Below are 18,066 nucleotides of genomic sequence, written 5' to 3'. Positions count from 1 at the left end.
GCATCTCTTTCCCGTGCAGCTACAAATTGTGCTCATTCGAAAAGCGGTTCTTCAGTAAGGTAAATGCTTCCTTCCAGCGGCCTGCCTTGACCTTTTGCAGACTACCTTCCGGTAAAGAGCATTTCGCCAGCCGGACCCATACGCTCGCAAACTGCTGCATAAAACTCGCTTCATTATAGTGAATGCCATATTCCGCACACAGAGCCTTAATTTTCGGCGCCACCTCGGCATAGCGGTTAGCCGGCATATCCGGAAACAGGTGGTGTTCAATCTGGTGACTCAGGTTACCGCTCAGAATATGCAGCCCTTCCGTGCCACTGAAATTACTTGAACCACGAATCTGGCGTAAATACCACTCTGCCCGGCTTTCATTTTCAGTATTGTCTGGCTCAAAGGTTTCAGCATCTTCAGTAAAATGGCCGTTAAAAATTACCGCGGAGGCCCACAGGCTCCGAATTATATTGGCCACCGCATTTCCGGCAAAAACTGGTAAGGCATTCGGTCCGGCGATTAATGGAAAGAAGATATAGTCTTTAAGTACTTGACGGCGGACTTTCAGGCGCAGTTTTGCTGCATCTTGCCAGACCTGTTTCCAGGTTTTGGTTTTATAGACCAGTACATCTTCCAGATGCAGGTTCTGTACACCCACATACCACTCAAAAAACACCATAAGCTGGATTGCCAGTGGAATATTAAATAGAAAGCGCGGCTCCCATTTCTGTGATTCACTGACCCGAAGCAATCCATAACCGACATCATGATCCTTACCGACAATATTGGTATAGGTATGGTGCACATAATTATGGGTATATTTCCAGTCATCTCCCGTCGAGATGGTGTCCCAGTCATAATTTTCCCCGTTCAGGCTCGGGTCATTCAGCCAGTCAAACTGGCCATGCATCACGTTATGACCCAGTTCCATATTTTCAACAATTTTGGAAATACCCAGCAAGGTGGTTCCAGCCAGCCAGACTGGTGGTATCCAGCCGGCAAACATCAGCATGCCACGTGAAGTAATTTCACTATAACGGACGAAGTTGCGGATTTTATAGATATACGCCGCATCCTTTTCACCAAGACTATCCATAACTTCACGGCGGATTGCATCTACTTTTGCACCAAACTGCTGGATTTCTTCAGGTGTTAAATGGCGGGATTTAGAATTTAGTGGATACTGTATGGACATGTTCATAAGGGCTCTCCAATATTTTTAATTTTTTGATTCTAGAGATTAATCTCAAGCGGACTGACTGCCTGGCTGATACAAAGCTTAATCTGAACGTTGTTACCATGATCAATTTCACCGGTCAGCAGATTTCTGGTTGAGCCACTGACCTTGGTACAGGTGCAGGTATTACAGATTCCCATACGGCAACCGTGCGCAGGTCTTAAACCGGCCTGTTCTGCACTGTCTAGCAGATTACCTTTGGCCTCAAATGCCTGCTGTGAACGTATGAACCTGACTGGCTGGGCTTCTAGGGTCTCATCCATGACTGGCTGGAAATATTCCTGATGTAACCAGTCCTCTGCCTGTGCCCCATGATAAATATACTGTACCGCCTGCATCATGCCTGGCGTACCACAGGCATAGCTGTGAGTATGGGCAAAATGTGGCACAATAGCCTTGAGTAAAGCCAGGTCCAGATGCTGTTTCTGCTGGGTAGTATTGATAAAATGATAGTTGAGCTGCGGATAGGCCTCTGCTAATTGCTGGATTTCATTATGCAGGACAGTATCACGGCTAAAATACAGCAGATCGATCTGTCTCACCTTTTGTGTCATGGCTTGCTGTAACAGAGCATAAATAGCTGTAATTCCGCTTCCGGAAGCAATCAGTAAAGCAGGCTCCTGACCAGCATGCAGACAGAACTCCCCCTGTGGCTGCGATATTTCAATTACCTCGCCTTTTTTCAGCTGTGACATGGCCCGGGAAACCCGTCCCTGCACCTTAACTCCTAATATCAGCGTACCGGCATCTATAGCAATAATCGAATAACTCCGCTGTAAACGTACACCTTCTACTACAACTGTGACCAGAACCGACTGCCCGGCACAATACTGTTGTGTATTAAACCGGTGGCTGGGTCTCAGTTTGATCCGGTACATGTCGGCGGCCAGAGGATAGACACTAATGACTTGTGCCTTGATCCGTTTTAAGGCCAACATCGGGTCAACCTTTTCCAGAAGAAAGTCTACAAAATCTTCACGTATCCATTGTGGCTTGTATTGCATTTGTGCGGTCATCGGTGTTCCTCTTTATGCTAGCTATTTAGTGAGTGAACAAACGTTCTTTAAGTGTACAATTGTTCACTATACGCTTTTCCATTATTCAGTCAACACCTGTACACTGATATTCGTCGTTTAAAAGTAGCTATTTTTTGCTAGACTCTTGCACAAAGCAATTTTGGGTTAGCATGATGTCGATACGTGATGAACGAAAGCAGCAGAGTCGTCAGGCCTTACTGGATGCGGCATTGCGCCTGAGTACTTCTGGTCGTTCATTTAGCAGTATTAGCTTGCGTGAAGTCGCACGTGAGGTTGGTTTAGTACCAACCGCCTTCTATCGGCATTTTCAGGATATGGACCATTTAGGTCAGGAACTGCTTGATCAGGTCGCGCTGCATTTAAAAACAGTATTACATCAGCTGGGTCTGGCTTATCTGTCACAGCTCGGCAGTAAATCACAGAATACCTTACAACTCTTTTTTCAGGCAGTTGACCAGAATCCTGAACCCTGGATTTTTATGATTTCTGAACGTTGGGGCGGTTCCAAGGTCGTTCGCCAGGCGATTGGCCGTGAAATTGAATTTCTAATTGATGATCTGGTCAATGACCTGCGCCGGATTGAAAGCCTCAAGCATATTCAGGATGAAAATGACCTTAAGGTACTTTCTACTATTCTTACCAATCTCTCTTTTACCTGGGCCATGACCTGGATCAGTCTGTCACGCCAGAATAGTGGACTGGCCTTGAAGGAACAGCAGGAGCAGTTTATGCAGCAGGCTGCGACTGAATTACGATTTATGTTCCGTGGCGTATCTAACTGGACATAGTGCCAAGCACCAATTTTTAACACAAAAATTACTATCACCCGGCTTTTGGCTTTCTGTTATCTCAACAAATAGTTTAATTTTACAGTAAGGTAAGTACTGCTACAGTATAGCCATCGGCAAGGAACGGAAAACAGGCATGAATCCAGAGCGCCATAAACAATTTTTATTACGTAAAGAACGCATTCTTCAGGCAGCAGAGAAGCTACTACTGGAAAATAATCAGGAAATTACACTGGATGAACTGGTTGCAGAGCTGGATATTGCCAAAGGTACACTGTACAAGCATTTTAAAAGTAAAAATGAGCTATTACTGGAACTGGTGATCCAGAATGAAAGACAACTGCTGGAAATTTCCCGTGCACCTTATCGTAACTTTAGGGAATATGCACCTGCCTATATGCTCCATCACCTGCTTGCGCCTGGCCGTACTATTTTACTGCACCAGCTTGAAGAGCATCTGACTATGACAGCATCGGGTCTGAATACACTCTTTGAAGAGTTGTATCAGGTACGGCAGGAACGGATTCTGGCCATTCGTGAAGTCACCGAACAATATTTAAAATCATTAAATTATGATATGTCGATCCGTGACTATCTGTCTTATATCTGGTCCCTGACTTATGGTGCAGCCCTGTTACTTAATTCTAGCTACTATCAGCGTTCTATCGGTTCACGTAAAAAATTGATTCAGCTTTATATCAATCAGGCACTTTCTTTACCAAGCCAACCGATTAATCTGGATGCATTCGAGCTGGACAGCGAATTACTTTAAGTTCAGTTTAAATACTATCTATAAAAAAGCCGTTTCCTGCCCTGACAGAAAACGGCTTAAATAATTAAATAACTATAGACTATTTGGCTTTACGCTCTTTATTAATCAGGAAATCAAGCACCTGGGTAACTTTAGCGTCTTCACCCTGAATAATATATTTACCATTTACAACTACAGCAGGTACACCAGTTAACTGGTATTGCTGCGCCAGACGGTTAGATTGCGCCACTTTTCCGGTAATCGAGAAAGAGTTAAACATGCTGTTGAATTTACTCTCTGGTATACCGTACTTGGTAAAGAATTTTGCCTGAGCAGCCTGGTCAAAAATCTGCTGGTTGTTGACATGAATTGCATGGAATAATGGCAGATGGGTTTTTTGGCGTACACCGAGTGCCTCAGACACATAATAGCCACGTGCACCCTGTTCCCAGACTTTATTCATGGCAGCCGGAGTACGTACAAAGCGTACGTCTTTAGGTATCTTTTTAAGCCAGGCCTGCATATGCGGCTCAAGCTTAAAACAGTGCGGACAGCCATACCAGAAAAACTCACGGACTTCGATCTTGCCCGGTACTTCAACCTTAACAGGATTGGCCACTACAGTATAATCCTTGCCTGCTACAAAATTGGCTGCCATGGCACTACCTGAAAATGCCATTACAGCAGTACACAAACTACCTAAAATAAACTTTTTCATTGACGCTGAGATTCCTCTGAATTGTTATGCCGAGTTTATGAGTTCACTATAAATTAAATATGCCAGAATCGTTTTCCTTCTGTGAACTTTTTTACAGCTTTTATCGCTTTTTCTGGAATTAACGCTACACTAAGTCTGAATATTTTATTCCTGATCATTAACCGGATAATGAGGTGACTGTCATGTCGCAACTGAATGTTGATCCACAAGAAATTGCTAAATTCGAAGCACTTGCAGCCAAATGGTGGGATCAGCATTCTGAGTTCCGTCCCTTACATCAGATCAATCCCTTGCGCTTGAACTGGGTAGATGAGCTCAGTGGTGGCCTGGCCGGTAAAAAGGTACTGGACGTAGGTTGTGGTGGTGGCATTTTGACCGAAAGTATGGCACGTCGCGGTGCGGCTGAAGTGCTGGGTGTAGATATGGGTGAAGCGCCTTTAGCAGTTGGCCGCCTGCATGCCCAGCAGGAAAATGTGCAGAATATTGAGTACCGCCAAATTCCGGTAGAGCAGCTGGCTGAAGAACAAGCGGGCCAGTATGATATTGTGACCTGTATGGAAATGCTGGAACATGTACCAGATCCGGCTTCTATTATTAAAGCCTGTCAGACTCTGGTAAAACCGGGCGGCCATGTGTTCTTTTCTACTATTAACCGTAATCCGAAATCTTATCTGTTCGCTATTATTGGTGCCGAATACCTACTCCGGATGTTGCCTAAAGGTACTCATGATTATCACAAGTTTATACGCCCATCCGAGCTAGCCCATGACATCCGGGCTGCCGGGCTAGAGCTTAAACAGATGACCGGTTTACATTACAATCCGCTGACCAAGCATTACTGGCTGGCACCGAATGTAGATGTCAACTATATGGTACATACTGTTAAGGAAGTCACAGAATGAAAGCTGTCCTGTTTGACCTTGATGGTACCTTGATTGACACCGCAGCTGACTTTATCCGTATTATTCAGGATATGTGCCGTGCCGAAAACTGTGAGGTTGTAGCAGCAGACCTGATCCGCATCCAGGTGTCTGAAGGTGCGCGAGCCATGGTCAAACTGGTCTATCCGCATCTTGAGGTCGATGATCCGGTATTTCTGGCACACCGTCAGCGTTTTCTGGACCTATATGGAGCAGATATTGCAGTTGAGACAGACCTGTTCGAAGGCATGTACCCTTTACTTGATGAACTGGAAGCTCGAGGTATTCCTTGGGGAATTGTGACTAATAAGCCCCGTGGCTTAAGCGAGGCTTTACTTGCTGCCCTGAACTTAACAGAACGCTGTGCAGTACTGGTCTGCCCTGAGGATGTCACCAGAACCAAACCTGATCCGGAACCGATGTATTTAGCTGCCAGACAAATCAATCTTCCGGCAGAGCAAATCATTTATGTCGGGGATCATCCGCGTGATATTGAAGCCGGTCGTAATGCAGGAATGTATACCATCCTGGCTGCTTACGGCTATTTACCGTTAAGCCACAAAGATAACTTAACGGCCTGGCAGGCAGATTGTATAGTGAATGATATTTCCGAACTGCGGCAGAAGGTATGCCAACTGCTGAAACTGGAATCAGAAAAACCCGTAGTACTTTAGACATATCATAATAATGAGGAGGTTTGCCTATGAAATACTCACAATATCAACCTCGTCCAGACTTACTGAAAAATCAGGTTATTCTGATCACGGGTGCAGGTGACGGTATTGGCCGCGCTGCTGCCTTAAGTTATGCCCTGCATGGTGCTACAGTTGTTTTGCATGGCCGTACCCTGAACAAGCTTGAAGTCATCTATGATGAAATTGAAGCATTGGGGGCACCTCAACCTGCCATTTTGCCTTTACAACTGTCCAGTGCTTCTGCACAGGATTATGAACATCTGGTCAATATTCTGGATAAACAGTTCGGACGTCTAGATGGAATTTTGCATAATGCCGGTATCTTGGGTGAGCGTATCGAACTGGCCCATTATCCAGCTGAAGTCTGGGATGACGTGATGGCGGTAAATCTGCGAGCACCCTTTGTACTAACGCAGGCCCTATTGCCTCTACTGCAAAAATCTGAACATGCTTCAGTAGTTTTTGCCAGTTCAGGTGTAGGCCGGGAAGTTCGTAAGCGTTGGGGTGCATATTCTGTTTCTAAAATTGCTATTGAAGCGGTAAGCAAACTGTTTGCTGTAGAAAACCAGCATCCGAATATACGCTTTAACTGCATTAATCCGGGCGCCACCCGAACAGCCATGCGGGCTAAGGCTTTTCCAGATGAAGATCCAAAAGTGCTAGCGACACCAGAAACAATTATGCCGGCTTATTTATACCTGATGGGTGAAGACAGCCGTCATATGAATGGGCAGAGTATCGATGCTCAGGATTAGTCTCGGATTTTATTTTTGAATCACTGTTTGGCTTAAATAAAAACAGGCTATACCAAATTAAACTACTGCTATTGCAAAAGAGGTTACAGGCATAGACGAGATCATATCTTGCTCTATGCCAAGAATGAGCAAAAGCAGAAATAAGCTTAAATATTTAAAGCAGAAATTTACCGATACATATAAATAATAATAGTATGGAGAATACTTAATTTGTTTTATATTAAGTACGCATTGTCTCTGCAATTTTAAATAATTAGTTGAATTATCTTCACAGTTTCTCTGTTTTTTTTTCGTACAGTAGATGGGTAAAGAAATTTTAAGTATGAATTTGAGGATTAAACATGAAAAAGATTATGGCTGTGCTGGCATTATCTTTCTCTACCTTCATGGCAAGTGTAGCTTTTGCAGCACCTCCTCATAAAAATCAGGACCATTCGGACCGACGTGGCGGGCCACATGGCAAGATGTTCCAGCAGGACGAAGATTCTGTCCGTGAACAGCGTCGTATGCGTGAAGAACGTGGAGTCAGTCGTCTGAAACAGCACAAATGGCAAACCGGTTATATTATGCCGCAACATTACCGAGGCAACGGCTATAAGGTTGAATATGAAAATTATGACCTGCCGAAACCTTCGCGTAATCAGCAATGGTACAAGGTCAATAATGATTATCTGTTAGTCGACTCAGATAAACACAGTATTATCAGGATTATGGACTGATAGATATCCTTCATTATTCCGTTCATCCAGAATAAAAAGGCCTAAATACAATTTAGGCCTTTTTACATAGGGCTAACTGGCTATTTCTGTCGAGTTAATTTCTAATTTCCTTCTCAATTCCTTCATTAATTTCACAATTCAATAAAACGGCTTTCATGCTTTATATCTAATTGTTGCCTAAAGTAGCGTTATAAATTGATGAGCTTGCAACGCAGGATAAAAACATGAAAACATTACTTACAGGTATCGCTTTATCTTTGAGCGCGCTGATTACTACCAGTGCTATGGCCGCACCACAGCATTATGATCAGCGTTATGACCGCCCTAATACCCCACACTGGAGCCATGACGACCGTCGTTATGATGACCGCCGCTGGGATGATCGCCGTTCATCTTCACGAGTAAATCCAAGTCGTGAATGGCGCAGTGGTCAGGTGCTGCCTCGTCAGTATGATAACAACCGTTACAAGGTTGACTACCGTGATAGCCGTCACCTGAATAAGCCTGCCCGTTATCAGCAGTGGTATAAAATTAATGGTGACTATGTGCTGGTCAATGAACGTAACAACCGTATCATACGGATTCTGGGCTAATTCAGTCCTACATCGATACATATTCACCCGGGCACTGACCCGGGTGTTTTTTTGCTTTTTATATACCTGCCTGCTGTTTTTTGATTAGAATCAGCAGACTGAATAAGCAACTGGATCAGGCATATTATGAATTCTGTGGAAACCGCGAATACTACTGAACAACTCAATGTACGCTGGTTCCGGCATTCTGCTCCCTATATTAATGCGCATCGTAATAAGACCTTTGTCATCATGTTTGGAGGTGAGGCGGTCTGCCATGATAATTTCCAGCATATTATTCACGATATTGCCCTGCTCAATTCCTTGGGAATTCGTCTGGTTCTGGTTCACGGTGCCCGTCCGCAGATTAACCGGAATCTGGAACAGTTTCAGCTGAGTGCACCATTTCATAAGAACCGCCGGATTACTACACGTGAGTCTCTTGGCTGTGTCATGAGTGCTGTAGGCTCAATCCGTCTGCAAATTGAAGCCCTGCTTTCTACCGGGTTAGCGAACTCACCTATGTACGGCGCAGCTATCCATGTAGTCTCTGGTAATTTTGTCACTGCTAAACCTTATGGTATTCATGATGGTATCGATTTTCAGTTAACCGGTGAGGTTCGCTCCATAGACAGTACCAGTATTCACCAGCATCTTGAGCATAACAGTATTGTACTGCTCGGACCGACTGGGTACTCCACTACAGGCGAAGTCTTCAATCTGCTGGCAGAAGAAGTCGCAACCAAGACAGCCGTTGCCCTAAAAGCGGATAAACTGATTTTTCTGGGCCAGCAGCAAGGTCTATTAAATTCCAAACAGCAATTATTGCGTGAATTAACACCTCAGCAGCTGGACCCTTATATAGAACAGCATGAACAGGCAGATCCAACTCAGGCTTTATATTTACGTGCGGCACGCGATGCTTCCCTAGAAGGCGTCAATCGTGTTCATCTGATTTCTTATACGTATGACGGTGCGCTGATTGAAGAGCTATTTACCCGTGATGGGATTGGCACCATGATCACCGATGCACATTATGAAGAAGTCCGCACTGCCAGAATTCAGGATGTAGGTGGACTGATCAAACTGTTACGCCCCCTTGAACAAGAAGGGATACTGGTTTACCGCTCACGTGAACGGCTAGAAACTGAAATCAACCAGTTTGCTGTCATTGAACGTGACGGTACGATTCTCGCCTGTGCGGCGCTTTACCCGATTCCAACTTTGAAGAATGAAATACCTTCGGCAGAAATTGCCTGTGTAGCAGTACATCCGGCATACCGTAAATCGAATCGAGGCAGCCAGATTTTAAATTTTCTTGAAAAAAAGGCACAAGATAATGGAATCAAGCAGTTGTTTGTACTGACCACCCGCACAGCACACTGGTTCCTAGAACATGGTTTCATGCCAGCCTCTGTTGATGATTTACCCAATACCCGGCAGGCACTTTATAACTATCAGCGAAATTCACTGGTATTTAAAAAACAGTTATAGAACCGGCCTTAATATTTAGCTTTATTTTTAATAAATATATCTTTGAACCAGAAATAAAAAGTAAAACTTTCAAGGTTCTTACTTATTATTTCTGGTTTTTCTTTAGCTCAATAAAAAATTATTAATAATATTCAGTTATTTAATTAAAAATAATATTAATTTTTTAAATCATAAATACTCATAAGTTAAGCAGTTTTATATTTTAGCTTTTTTTTTCATGACTAAACGATAAAAGCTTATTTTTTTAGCATTACCGGGCATCTTAGGCTGTATGTGATTGTTAAATTTCACTGCCAGGAGCACCTTTTCCATGAACAGCCAGCAAATTTCTTGGGCCCGTTCTGCCATCTTATTGACCAGTCTGGCAACTGCCCTGTTTCTAGGTGGCTGTTCCAAATCTGACCCTCAGACTCAGGTCTTGAATATCGGTTTTCAAAAATATGGCATTTTACCGATTCTAAAGGTCCAAGGTAGTCTGGAAAATGCTCTCAAATCACAAGGTATAAAGATTCGTTGGGTTGAATTTCCTGCAGGTCCACAGCTCCTTGAAGGTTTGAATGTCGGAAGTGTCGCTTTTGGAGAAGCGGGTGAAGCTCCTCCCATTTTTGCTCAGGCAGCCAATTCAAATATTGTCTATGTAGCAAATCAGCCGGGCGCGCCTCATGGGGAAGCGTTAATAGTCCAGAAGAATTCTCCCATACAGTCTGTTGCTGATTTAAAAGGCAAACGGATTGCACTGAATAAAGGTTCTAATGTTCATTATTTACTGCTCAATATTTTAGAGGCGAATGGTTTAAAGCTTGAAGATATTCAGGTGGTCTATCTGCCACCGGCAGATGCTCGTGCTGCATTTGAACGTGGTTCTGTCGATGCTTGGGTAATCTGGGACCCCTTCCTGGCCGCAGCAGAACAGCAACTTGGTGCCCGGGTTTTAAAGGATGGTCAGGGCCTGGTCAATAATCTCCAATTCTATCTGGCCGACCGTAAATTTGCAGAAAACAACCCGAAAGTCATTCAGACTATTATTCAAGAATTAAACACTACGACCCAATGGGTTGCCCAGCATCAGGACGAGGCAGCCAGTCTGTTAGAACAACCAACCGGACTGGAACATAATATTTTAAAAACTTCTATTTCACGTATGGGCTTTGGGGTAAGACCAGTTAGCCAGGAAGTCTCTCATGCGCAGCAGAAAGTGGCTGATGCCTTTTATGCCCAGAAATTAATACCTGTCAAACTTGATATTCAGGCTGCGATTTTAAAGCAAACACCATAACAATAAGAAGGACGCCAAATGTATTCACTCAAAGTTTTTTTAATTAGCAGTTTTATAGCCTTAGGCCTGAGTGGCTGCCAGAAAACCAGTTCTGATACTGCGCCGGGACAACAGTCTGTTCAAGAAAACAAACTCAAAACCCTGGCAATCGGATACCAGAAATCCTCACTGAATCTGTTAGTCGCTCGCCAGCAACAGCTATTTGAACAGCAGTTTCCCGGCGTTAAGGTGGCGTGGAAAGAGTTTCCAGCTGGCCCACAAATGCTGGAAGCACTGGCAGTTGGTGCAATTGATTTTGGTGCAGTAGGTAATACTCCTCCTGTTTTCGCACAAGCGGCCGGGAAAGATCTGAAATACATTGGCTATGAAGTGGTTCCCCAGAATGCACAGGCATTATTAATACCTGCAGACAGTTCAATTCGTACACTTGCCGATCTAAAAGGTAAACGGATAGCGGTACAGAAAGGTTCAAGTGCTCATGAACTTTTGGCTAAAGTTTTACAAAAGGCTGGTTTAAGCTGGCAGGACATTCAGCCCATCTGGCTTCCTCCGGCAGATGCACGGGCAGCTTTCGATAAACAGTCAATTGATGCTTGGTCGATCTGGGAACCGTACTTAAGTGCAGCAGAGCTGGATGCCAAAGCCAAGGTATTAATTGACGGCCAAGCCTTTGCACGGACTTATTCATTTTATATCGCTAACCCACAATTTATTGAGCAGCATCCCGGTGCAACTGAAAAGATCCTACAAAGTTTAAATACTGCCGATCAATGGATACTTCAACACCAGCAACAGGCATTAAAGATTTATCAGCAAAGTACCGGCCTTAAACAGAATATTGCCCAGCGGGTTATAGATAAACGGCTCAAACCCTCTCCTATTTATAGCCTTAAACCTGAAGTCGTACAGGCACAACAAGAAATTGCTGATCTCTTTCAACAGGTCAAATTAATTCCAAAATCAATCCAGGTCAGCCAAGTGGTCTGGGTCCCTACACCTAAAAACTGATTTAGACAGATAAGGATACTGACATGAAAATTTTTTGGTTTATTCCGACTCATGGTGATAGCCGCTATTTAGGCACCAGTAAAGGTGGGCGCCAGGTCGATCATGCTTATATGAAACAGATTGCAGTGGCTGTAGACAACCTGGGCTATGAAGGTGTACTGATTCCGACCGGCCGCTCATGTGAAGATCCATGGATTACAGCTGCCAGCCTGATTGATGCCACTAAAAACCTGAAATTTCTGGTGGCTTTGCGCCCTGGTGTAACCACCCCTGCTCTGGCAGCCCGTATGGCAGCAACTTTTGACCGTCTCTCAAACGGGCGGGTACTGCTAAATCTGGTTACAGGGGGTGATGAGCAAGAGCTAAAAGGTGATGGTGTATATGAAGACCATGCTACACGCTACCAGACAGCAGCAGAGTACACCAAGATCTGGCGTGAAATCTTAACCCGTTCTCATACAGGTGAAAGCTTTACTTTCCATGGCGAACGGCTAAGTGTTGATGATGCTAAACTGCTGTATCCGCCTGTACAGCAGCCTTATCCTCCGCTCTGGTTCGGTGGTTCATCTGAAGCTGCTCAAGAACTGGCTGCTGAGCAGGTCGATACTTACCTGACCTGGGGAGAACCGCCTGCAGCAGTAGAAGAAAAAATCCAGACCATGCAGGCTAAGTCCGCTGCAAAAGGACGTCGTCTGAACTATGGCATCCGTCTGCATGTAATTGTACGTGAAACCAGTGCAGAAGCCTGGGCCGCAGCTGATGAACTGATTCAGTATGTAGATGACGCTACGATTGCCGCTGCGCAACAAAAATTCCGTCAGATGGACTCAGTAGGTCAACGTCGTATGGCTGAATTACATAATGGCGATAAGAGCAAACTGGAAGTATCACCAAACCTCTGGGCTGGGGTAGGTCTGGTTCGTGGAGGTGCCGGGACTGCGCTGGTCGGTGACCCGCAGACTGTAGCAGACCGTATTCAGGAATATGCAGATTTGGGTATTAATACCTTTATTTTTTCAGGTTACCCACATCTGGAAGAGTCTATTCGCTTTGCTGAACTGGTCTTTCCTTTACTGCCATTACAGACCCGTAAAAAGCTGGCCCAGCCTAACTTGACCGGTCCATTCGGTGAGATTGTTGCCAATAATTATGTACCTGATCGGCTAGCAGATAATAAAATTGTTAAGGAAGGGTCATGATGCAAAAGAATAGCATAGATAACTACGTTTCACGTGGAACAGGTGTATTTAGAAAACATCTGCTGCCTTGGTTAGTGCCCTTATTATTACTTGTTCTGTGGCAGCTTACTTCAATGAGCGGCTTACTGCAAAGCCGGATTTTGCCTGCCCCTACAGCCGTACTTACAGCTTTCTGGTCTTTACTCATCAGTGGTGAACTGTGGCAGCATGTCAAGGTGAGTACGGCCCGGGCATTGACTGGTCTTGCTGTGGGTGGAGGTCTAGGTTTATTGCTCGGCCTATTAAATGGTTCTTCCAAGATAGCCTCGAATCTTCTGGATACTACTTTGCAAATGCTACGTAATATTCCGGCTCTGGCGTTAATTCCTCTTGTTATTTTATGGTTTGGAATAGATGAAAGTGCCAAGCTTTTTCTGGTAGCGATAGGTGTATTTTTCCCGATCTATATCAATACCTATCATGGAATCCGATCAGTTGATCCGCAGCTAATTGAAATGGGAAAGAGTTATGGGCTGAATCGTCGCCAGCTTTATCAGCAAATTATTTTACCAGGCGCTATGCCTTCTATACTGGTCGGGCTACGCTTTGCTTTGGGTCTGGTCTGGGTATTGCTTATTGTTGCCGAAACAATTTCTGCGCAGTCAGGAATTGGCTATATGACCATGAATGCCCGTGAGTTTTTGCAGACTGATATTGTACTGGTCGGCGTTCTCCTGTATGCCCTTTTAGGCAAGCTGGCAGATATTCTGGCTCAAGGACTGGAACGCTATCTGCTGCGCTGGCATCCCGGCTATCAACAATAGGAACAGGAATATACTAATGAGCAATTTAAATATACCGCTATCAGTTGATATAGAAGCTAAGCCAAGTACGAATTTTACCACTCAGCCGCAGAATGGAGCAGAAATTGTGGTTGAGCAGCTTCATAAGTTTTATGGGCAGGTTAAAGTTCTTGAGGAACTAGATCTGCATATTCAGGCGGGAGAATTTGTAGCAATCGTGGGACGTAGCGGATGTGGCAAGAGTACTCTACTACGTCTAATTGCTGGCCTGGAAGCAGCAAGTTACGGTGAAATAAAATTCAAGTCTGCACAGAATTTTCGTGAAGGTATTACCACAGATGATATTCGGGTTATGTTTCAGGATTCACGTCTATTGCCATGGAAGACTGTCGAGAAGAATGTACAGCTAGGTTTGGCCCATAACCGTCATGCCCATGCAGTAGCTCTACTCAAAAAGGTGGGGCTCGCTGAAAAAGCCAGTAACTGGCCTGCACAACTTTCAGGCGGACAACGGCAACGTGCTGCTCTGGCTCGAGCTTTATCCCATACGCCACGAGTTTTATTACTGGATGAACCCTTAGGCGCACTTGATGCCCTTACCCGGCTTGAAATGCAAAATCTGATTGAACAGTTATGGCGTGAGCAGGGCTTCACAGCTGTTTTAGTCACTCATGATGTTGCTGAAGCAGTACAACTGGCTGACCGGATTATTCTACTGGATAAAGGCCAGATTGCTCATCATTTTAAGATTGATTTACCACGGCCCCGTAAAAAGAGTGTCCAGTTCACCGAGCTGGAGCAGCAAGTTTTAGATGCAGTATTAGCCACCTAAACTCATACACGCCAACAGCCATCTTGAGATGGCTGTTTTATACATGAGGCTATATAAACAAGATATCTTTTAACAAGAAGGTAAAGATCATAACTTCTTTTACAGTATAGTCATGAAAAACTCATTCTATACTAAATATAATTATTAAAATCAATTTCTTAAACTTATAAAAAATATATTTGGTACTTTAAAAAAGATTTTTCATTTAATTTTTACAGCTAAAAATAATTTTATTTTAAAATTATTTTTTAAGCTAATTTGTTATTAACTATCAATTTATTAGGGGTTACTTTTTTTACCAAATGTTAAAAAAGATGTTTAATTCAGCATATTGGAAGAATTACTTTGCAAAATTGTGCACAAATCGACCCATTTGTCTTACAATTATGACTTTATCGATATTTGTGGGGAACAATGGAACAAAAGAAGAGCACTCAAAAACGGAATTTACTTTTAAATGCAGCTCTAGACGTTTTTTCTACCTATGGTTTTAACGGGGCAAGCCTGGATGAAATTGCTCAGCTGGCCGACATGCATAAGTCAAATATTTTTTATTATTATGAAAATAAAGAGGCTTTATATGTTGAGGTACTTACTACAGTACTCCAGAAGTGGCTGGCTCCTCTACAGTCGCTTGAAGTAGACCTTGAGCCGGCTGAAGCATTAGCTAATTATCTAATGCTCAAGATCGAGGTTTCACGTCACCAGCCTAAAGCCTCCAAGCTGTTTGCACTAGAAGTTATTCAGGGTGCACCACATATTTTATCTATTTTAAAAGGCCCGCTGAAAAAACTATTTAAGCGTAAGGCTAAAGTGATACAGAACTGGCAGGAACAAGGAAAAATTTCTGCAGGTATTGATCCGGAATTGCTGATTTTAAATATCTGGGCAATTACCCAGAATTATGCTGATTTTAGTACTCAAATTGAAATGGTGATGGGAAAAACGCTTAAAAGTAAAAGCACCTACCAGAGGACTATCGAACATACCATCCATCTGATGCTCTATGGTATTTTACCGCGCTCTGAATATAGCCCGGTCACGCTTTCAACCGAAGTTTTCGAAGCTAACCAGAATTAATGCTTCAGCTCTTTAATTCTGGCCTTTTTACTTGTTCTTTACGATTGAAATGAAAGTTTTGCCTGCTGGTATAAATCCAACAGTTTATGCGCTCCCAACAGCAGATTATTTTCCCAATCCAGATGTGCTGTGGTGTTGGCACCATCACTAATATATTTGACAGATACCAGGCGTACTCCAAGTTTTTTACAAACTTTAGCCAAGGCATAACCTTCCATATCCACCAGATCACAAGACACTTTAGGCAAGCCTGTTTCGAAGGAGTCACCAGTTCCACAGATTCCTTTAGGCAATTGATCGAAGTATGAAACCAGTTCAATACACCCTGGTATTTCCTCATCCATTGGAGTAATGCCCGGGACAAAACCTAAAGGAGAGACATCCATATCACGTTGTACAAAACTGCTGACCTCGACCAGTGAGTGGGTATCAAATTGACTACTGCCTGCGGTACCTAAGTTAAAAAGTATTTTACATCCAGTATGTTGAATCACCTCATAGGCTTTAAATGCTGCATTGACCTTGCCAATACCGCTGTAATGAACCTGAATACCGGCCTGCTCAAACAGTCCTTTAGATTCACTTGGGAGCGCCATGATGAGTGCAGATTGCTCTACCATTTAGAAAACTCGTTAAAATTTGATTATTAGAAAATAAACTTAAGTTAGATTCAATTTTTTATATTAATTTAGTTTAAAAAAAACTCAATCTTTCAAGCTATAGTCTTTATACATTAAAAATATTCTTATTATTCATAAAACTAATTTGTATTTTTATTAATCAACTCTATAATTATTTTAATTTGTTATTTTTTGTATTTAAGGAAGTCCTATGAAAATTTTAGTATTAAAAGGGGTATGTATCTTAATTGTACTTGCAGCACTACTTAGTTTAGGACAAGGAATCTTTCATCTTGACTTATTTTTTGTCTTGATCGGCTTATTACTCGGTATAGCGGCCTGGCTTATTAAGGCCGAATATAGCCAATATCAATCAGATCCATTTCAATAAGCTAATTTCCTGATAGATAGTTATTTAAATAAATTTAAAATGACAGATAGTTTTAGACTGCCTGTCATCATTATTATTAATTACCAAATTCTTTTCTTTGCAGAAAGCTTTTCAGGCAAGGTGAGAACAACAGGTTGCCACGATAAAACCCTTGTACTGTCTTAGGGGCTACAACCACCCAGAGTATGATTAAAATATAGGCCAGGCTAGAGGCAATATTATGTAATATAGCGAGCTGAAGCTGCTGGCCCAGAGTGTAAATGGCCAGTGTATACACCCCTAATGGAAAGATTAAACCCCACCACCCCAAATTGAAAGGTAGACCTCTTTTTATATATTTTAAGGTCGTCAATACTGCAAGGCCAAGCCACCAAAGCCCAAACCCCAGTAGAATCAAGCTGCTGGCAGTACCTGCATACTGCAAAAACATGCCTAAATCTTTCTGTCCAATAAAAGTTAGAATGCGTGGTGCCTGTGATCCTAAGCTCAGTAAAGCCAATGCACCCGTTCCAATAGAACCTAATGCCAGCCAGCTGCTAATCGCCATATCTTTAGAAGGTAACTGATGCAGGGCAAGTCTTAACATCAGAATAGTTAATATGGCAAAAGCTGGCAGTACTGAAATTCCCCATAACCCATAACTGGCGATCAATATAGCCACTGTCTGCTGGCTTATAGCCAGATATTGTATTAATACTCCACCTGAGTTTGCTGCCACCTCACAGGCTACAATCGGTAATAGCCAGATCGCTGTCATACTGTGTAACTGGTGCTGCTGGCAACTAAACATACAAAAAGGTACTAACCAGGCAATTCCCACTGCCATAACGACATCGATATACCAAAGCAGTTTGGCTATTTCTAGTGCAGAATCGCCATATAGCGGCAAACCGTATTTTAAAAATCCATTTACAAGAGTGGCCAAGCCCATAGGAATAGCACCCAGAAACAGACTCATGTTTGAATGAAAAAAGATTTGTCTGGCTTCGGTAGGATAGAACAACCAGCGCAGGCTATAAAGCAGACTAAAGCTGATAAATAAGATAATATTGATTTGCCAGAGGAAAGCACCTCCTAACCACAGATTAATTGAACCAGATGACAGTTCAGGTAAAATAAGTGCTACTACACCCGTTCCCATAGTGACGGTAAACCAGTTAGGTGTGAATTGACGAATGATATCTCGTGGCTGCCCTAGCTG

20 protein-coding genes are annotated in these 18,066 nt (G+C 43.2%); 15 read left to right on the top strand and 5 right to left on the bottom strand.

What is annotated here, in order from left to right:
* Positions 1-19: 19 nt before the first annotated feature.
* Together B3R63_RS06620 and B3R63_RS06615 are read right to left on the bottom strand one after the other, a co-directional pair.
* Positions 20-1,192 carry a fatty acid desaturase family protein gene (locus tag B3R63_RS06620; RefSeq protein WP_005405357.1) on the bottom strand — a complete coding sequence of 391 codons (1,173 nt, stop codon included), beginning with the start codon at positions 1,190-1,192 and terminating at the stop codon, positions 20-22.
* A 32-nt stretch (positions 1,193-1,224) separates the two neighbouring features.
* The gene (locus B3R63_RS06615) at positions 1,225-2,244 is read right to left on the bottom strand and encodes a flavin reductase family protein (protein ID WP_286729252.1); all 1,020 of its coding nucleotides are present in this window, start codon (positions 2,242-2,244) and stop codon (positions 1,225-1,227) included.
* Positions 2,245-2,417: 173 nt separating this feature from the next.
* Between B3R63_RS06615 and B3R63_RS06610 the strand changes: the two genes are divergently transcribed.
* Together B3R63_RS06610 and B3R63_RS06605 are read left to right on the top strand one after the other, a co-directional pair.
* Positions 2,418-3,053 carry a TetR family transcriptional regulator gene (locus B3R63_RS06610; RefSeq protein ID WP_026444179.1) on the top strand — a complete coding sequence of 212 codons (636 nt, stop codon included), beginning with the start codon at positions 2,418-2,420 and terminating at the stop codon, positions 3,051-3,053.
* Positions 3,054-3,189: 136 nt separating this feature from the next.
* Entirely contained in the window at positions 3,190-3,825 is a 636-nt protein-coding gene (locus B3R63_RS06605; protein WP_005017430.1) for a TetR/AcrR family transcriptional regulator, read from the top strand.
* Between the two features lie 79 nt (positions 3,826-3,904).
* On the opposite strand, the gene B3R63_RS06600 is transcribed toward B3R63_RS06605, so the two are convergent.
* Positions 3,905-4,522 carry a thiol:disulfide interchange protein DsbA/DsbL gene (locus B3R63_RS06600; RefSeq protein WP_005023783.1) on the bottom strand — a complete coding sequence of 206 codons (618 nt, stop codon included), beginning with the start codon at positions 4,520-4,522 and terminating at the stop codon, positions 3,905-3,907.
* A gap of 182 nt (positions 4,523-4,704) precedes the next feature.
* Between B3R63_RS06600 and ubiG the strand changes: the two genes are divergently transcribed.
* The 12 genes from ubiG to B3R63_RS06540 all read left to right on the top strand — a co-directional run bounded on the left by ubiG (position 4,705) and on the right by B3R63_RS06540 (position 15,854).
* Complete coding sequence (gene ubiG, locus B3R63_RS06595; RefSeq protein ID WP_034685807.1) at positions 4,705-5,424, top strand: bifunctional 2-polyprenyl-6-hydroxyphenol methylase/3-demethylubiquinol 3-O-methyltransferase UbiG; 720 nt, start codon at positions 4,705-4,707, stop codon at positions 5,422-5,424.
* Positions 5,421-6,116 (top strand): HAD family hydrolase, encoded by a 696-nt coding sequence (locus tag B3R63_RS06590; protein WP_286729249.1) that lies wholly within the window; start codon positions 5,421-5,423, stop codon positions 6,114-6,116. Before ubiG ends, B3R63_RS06590 begins: the two co-directional genes overlap by 4 nt.
* Positions 6,117-6,145: 29 nt before the next feature.
* Positions 6,146-6,892, top strand: coding sequence for a YciK family oxidoreductase (locus tag B3R63_RS06585; RefSeq protein WP_286729247.1), 747 nt, complete (start codon positions 6,146-6,148; stop codon positions 6,890-6,892).
* A 341-nt stretch (positions 6,893-7,233) separates the two neighbouring features.
* Positions 7,234-7,611 (top strand): RcnB family protein, encoded by a 378-nt coding sequence (locus B3R63_RS06580; RefSeq protein ID WP_286729245.1) that lies wholly within the window; start codon positions 7,234-7,236, stop codon positions 7,609-7,611.
* Between the two features lie 224 nt (positions 7,612-7,835).
* The gene (locus B3R63_RS06575) at positions 7,836-8,204 is read left to right on the top strand and encodes an RcnB family protein (protein ID WP_005405737.1); all 369 of its coding nucleotides are present in this window, start codon (positions 7,836-7,838) and stop codon (positions 8,202-8,204) included.
* Positions 8,205-8,330: 126 nt separating this feature from the next.
* Positions 8,331-9,677, top strand: coding sequence for an amino-acid N-acetyltransferase (argA, locus tag B3R63_RS06570; RefSeq protein ID WP_286729242.1), 1,347 nt, complete (start codon positions 8,331-8,333; stop codon positions 9,675-9,677).
* A 310-nt stretch (positions 9,678-9,987) separates the two neighbouring features.
* Positions 9,988-10,953 carry a sulfonate ABC transporter substrate-binding protein gene (locus tag B3R63_RS06565; protein ID WP_286729240.1) on the top strand — a complete coding sequence of 322 codons (966 nt, stop codon included), beginning with the start codon at positions 9,988-9,990 and terminating at the stop codon, positions 10,951-10,953.
* 18 nt (positions 10,954-10,971) lie between these two features.
* A complete protein-coding gene (locus B3R63_RS06560; protein ID WP_286729239.1) occupies positions 10,972-11,961 on the top strand; it encodes an aliphatic sulfonate ABC transporter substrate-binding protein in 990 nt (329 codons plus the stop codon).
* A 23-nt stretch (positions 11,962-11,984) separates the two neighbouring features.
* Entirely contained in the window at positions 11,985-13,160 is a 1,176-nt protein-coding gene (gene ssuD, locus B3R63_RS06555; RefSeq protein WP_286729237.1) for an FMNH2-dependent alkanesulfonate monooxygenase, read from the top strand.
* Positions 13,157-13,963 (top strand): aliphatic sulfonate ABC transporter permease SsuC, encoded by an 807-nt coding sequence (gene ssuC, locus B3R63_RS06550; RefSeq protein ID WP_414630835.1) that lies wholly within the window; start codon positions 13,157-13,159, stop codon positions 13,961-13,963. Before ssuD ends, ssuC begins: the two co-directional genes overlap by 4 nt.
* Positions 13,964-13,979: 16 nt before the next feature.
* Positions 13,980-14,774: an ATP-binding cassette domain-containing protein gene (locus B3R63_RS06545; RefSeq protein ID WP_005023799.1), complete on the top strand. Its 795-nt coding sequence runs from the start codon at positions 13,980-13,982 to the stop codon at positions 14,772-14,774.
* 414 nt (positions 14,775-15,188) lie between these two features.
* Positions 15,189-15,854, top strand: coding sequence for a TetR/AcrR family transcriptional regulator (locus tag B3R63_RS06540; RefSeq protein WP_075041067.1), 666 nt, complete (start codon positions 15,189-15,191; stop codon positions 15,852-15,854).
* 38 nt (positions 15,855-15,892) lie between these two features.
* On the opposite strand, the gene B3R63_RS06535 is transcribed toward B3R63_RS06540, so the two are convergent.
* On the bottom strand, positions 15,893-16,474 hold the full coding sequence (locus B3R63_RS06535; RefSeq protein WP_101161044.1) for a 5'-nucleosidase: 582 nt from the start codon (positions 16,472-16,474) through the stop codon (positions 15,893-15,895).
* Positions 16,475-16,685: 211 nt separating this feature from the next.
* On the opposite strand from B3R63_RS06535, the gene B3R63_RS06530 reads away from it, so the two are divergent.
* The gene (locus B3R63_RS06530; protein ID WP_106438914.1) at positions 16,686-16,865 is read left to right on the top strand and encodes a hypothetical protein; all 180 of its coding nucleotides are present in this window, start codon (positions 16,686-16,688) and stop codon (positions 16,863-16,865) included.
* 76 nt (positions 16,866-16,941) lie between these two features.
* On the opposite strand, the gene B3R63_RS06525 is transcribed toward B3R63_RS06530, so the two are convergent.
* Positions 16,942-18,066, bottom strand: a 1,125-nt coding sequence (locus B3R63_RS06525; RefSeq protein ID WP_286729233.1) for a TDT family transporter, incomplete at its 5' end; no start/stop codon positions are given.

Origin of the sequence: Acinetobacter sp. UBA1297 (assembly GCF_002307755.1) — a bacterium.
Classification (GTDB): Bacteria; Pseudomonadota; Gammaproteobacteria; order Pseudomonadales; family Moraxellaceae; genus Acinetobacter; species Acinetobacter radioresistens.
The sequence above is the reverse complement of the archived record's forward strand: the minus strand, read 5'-3'. Positions and strand labels throughout refer to the sequence as shown.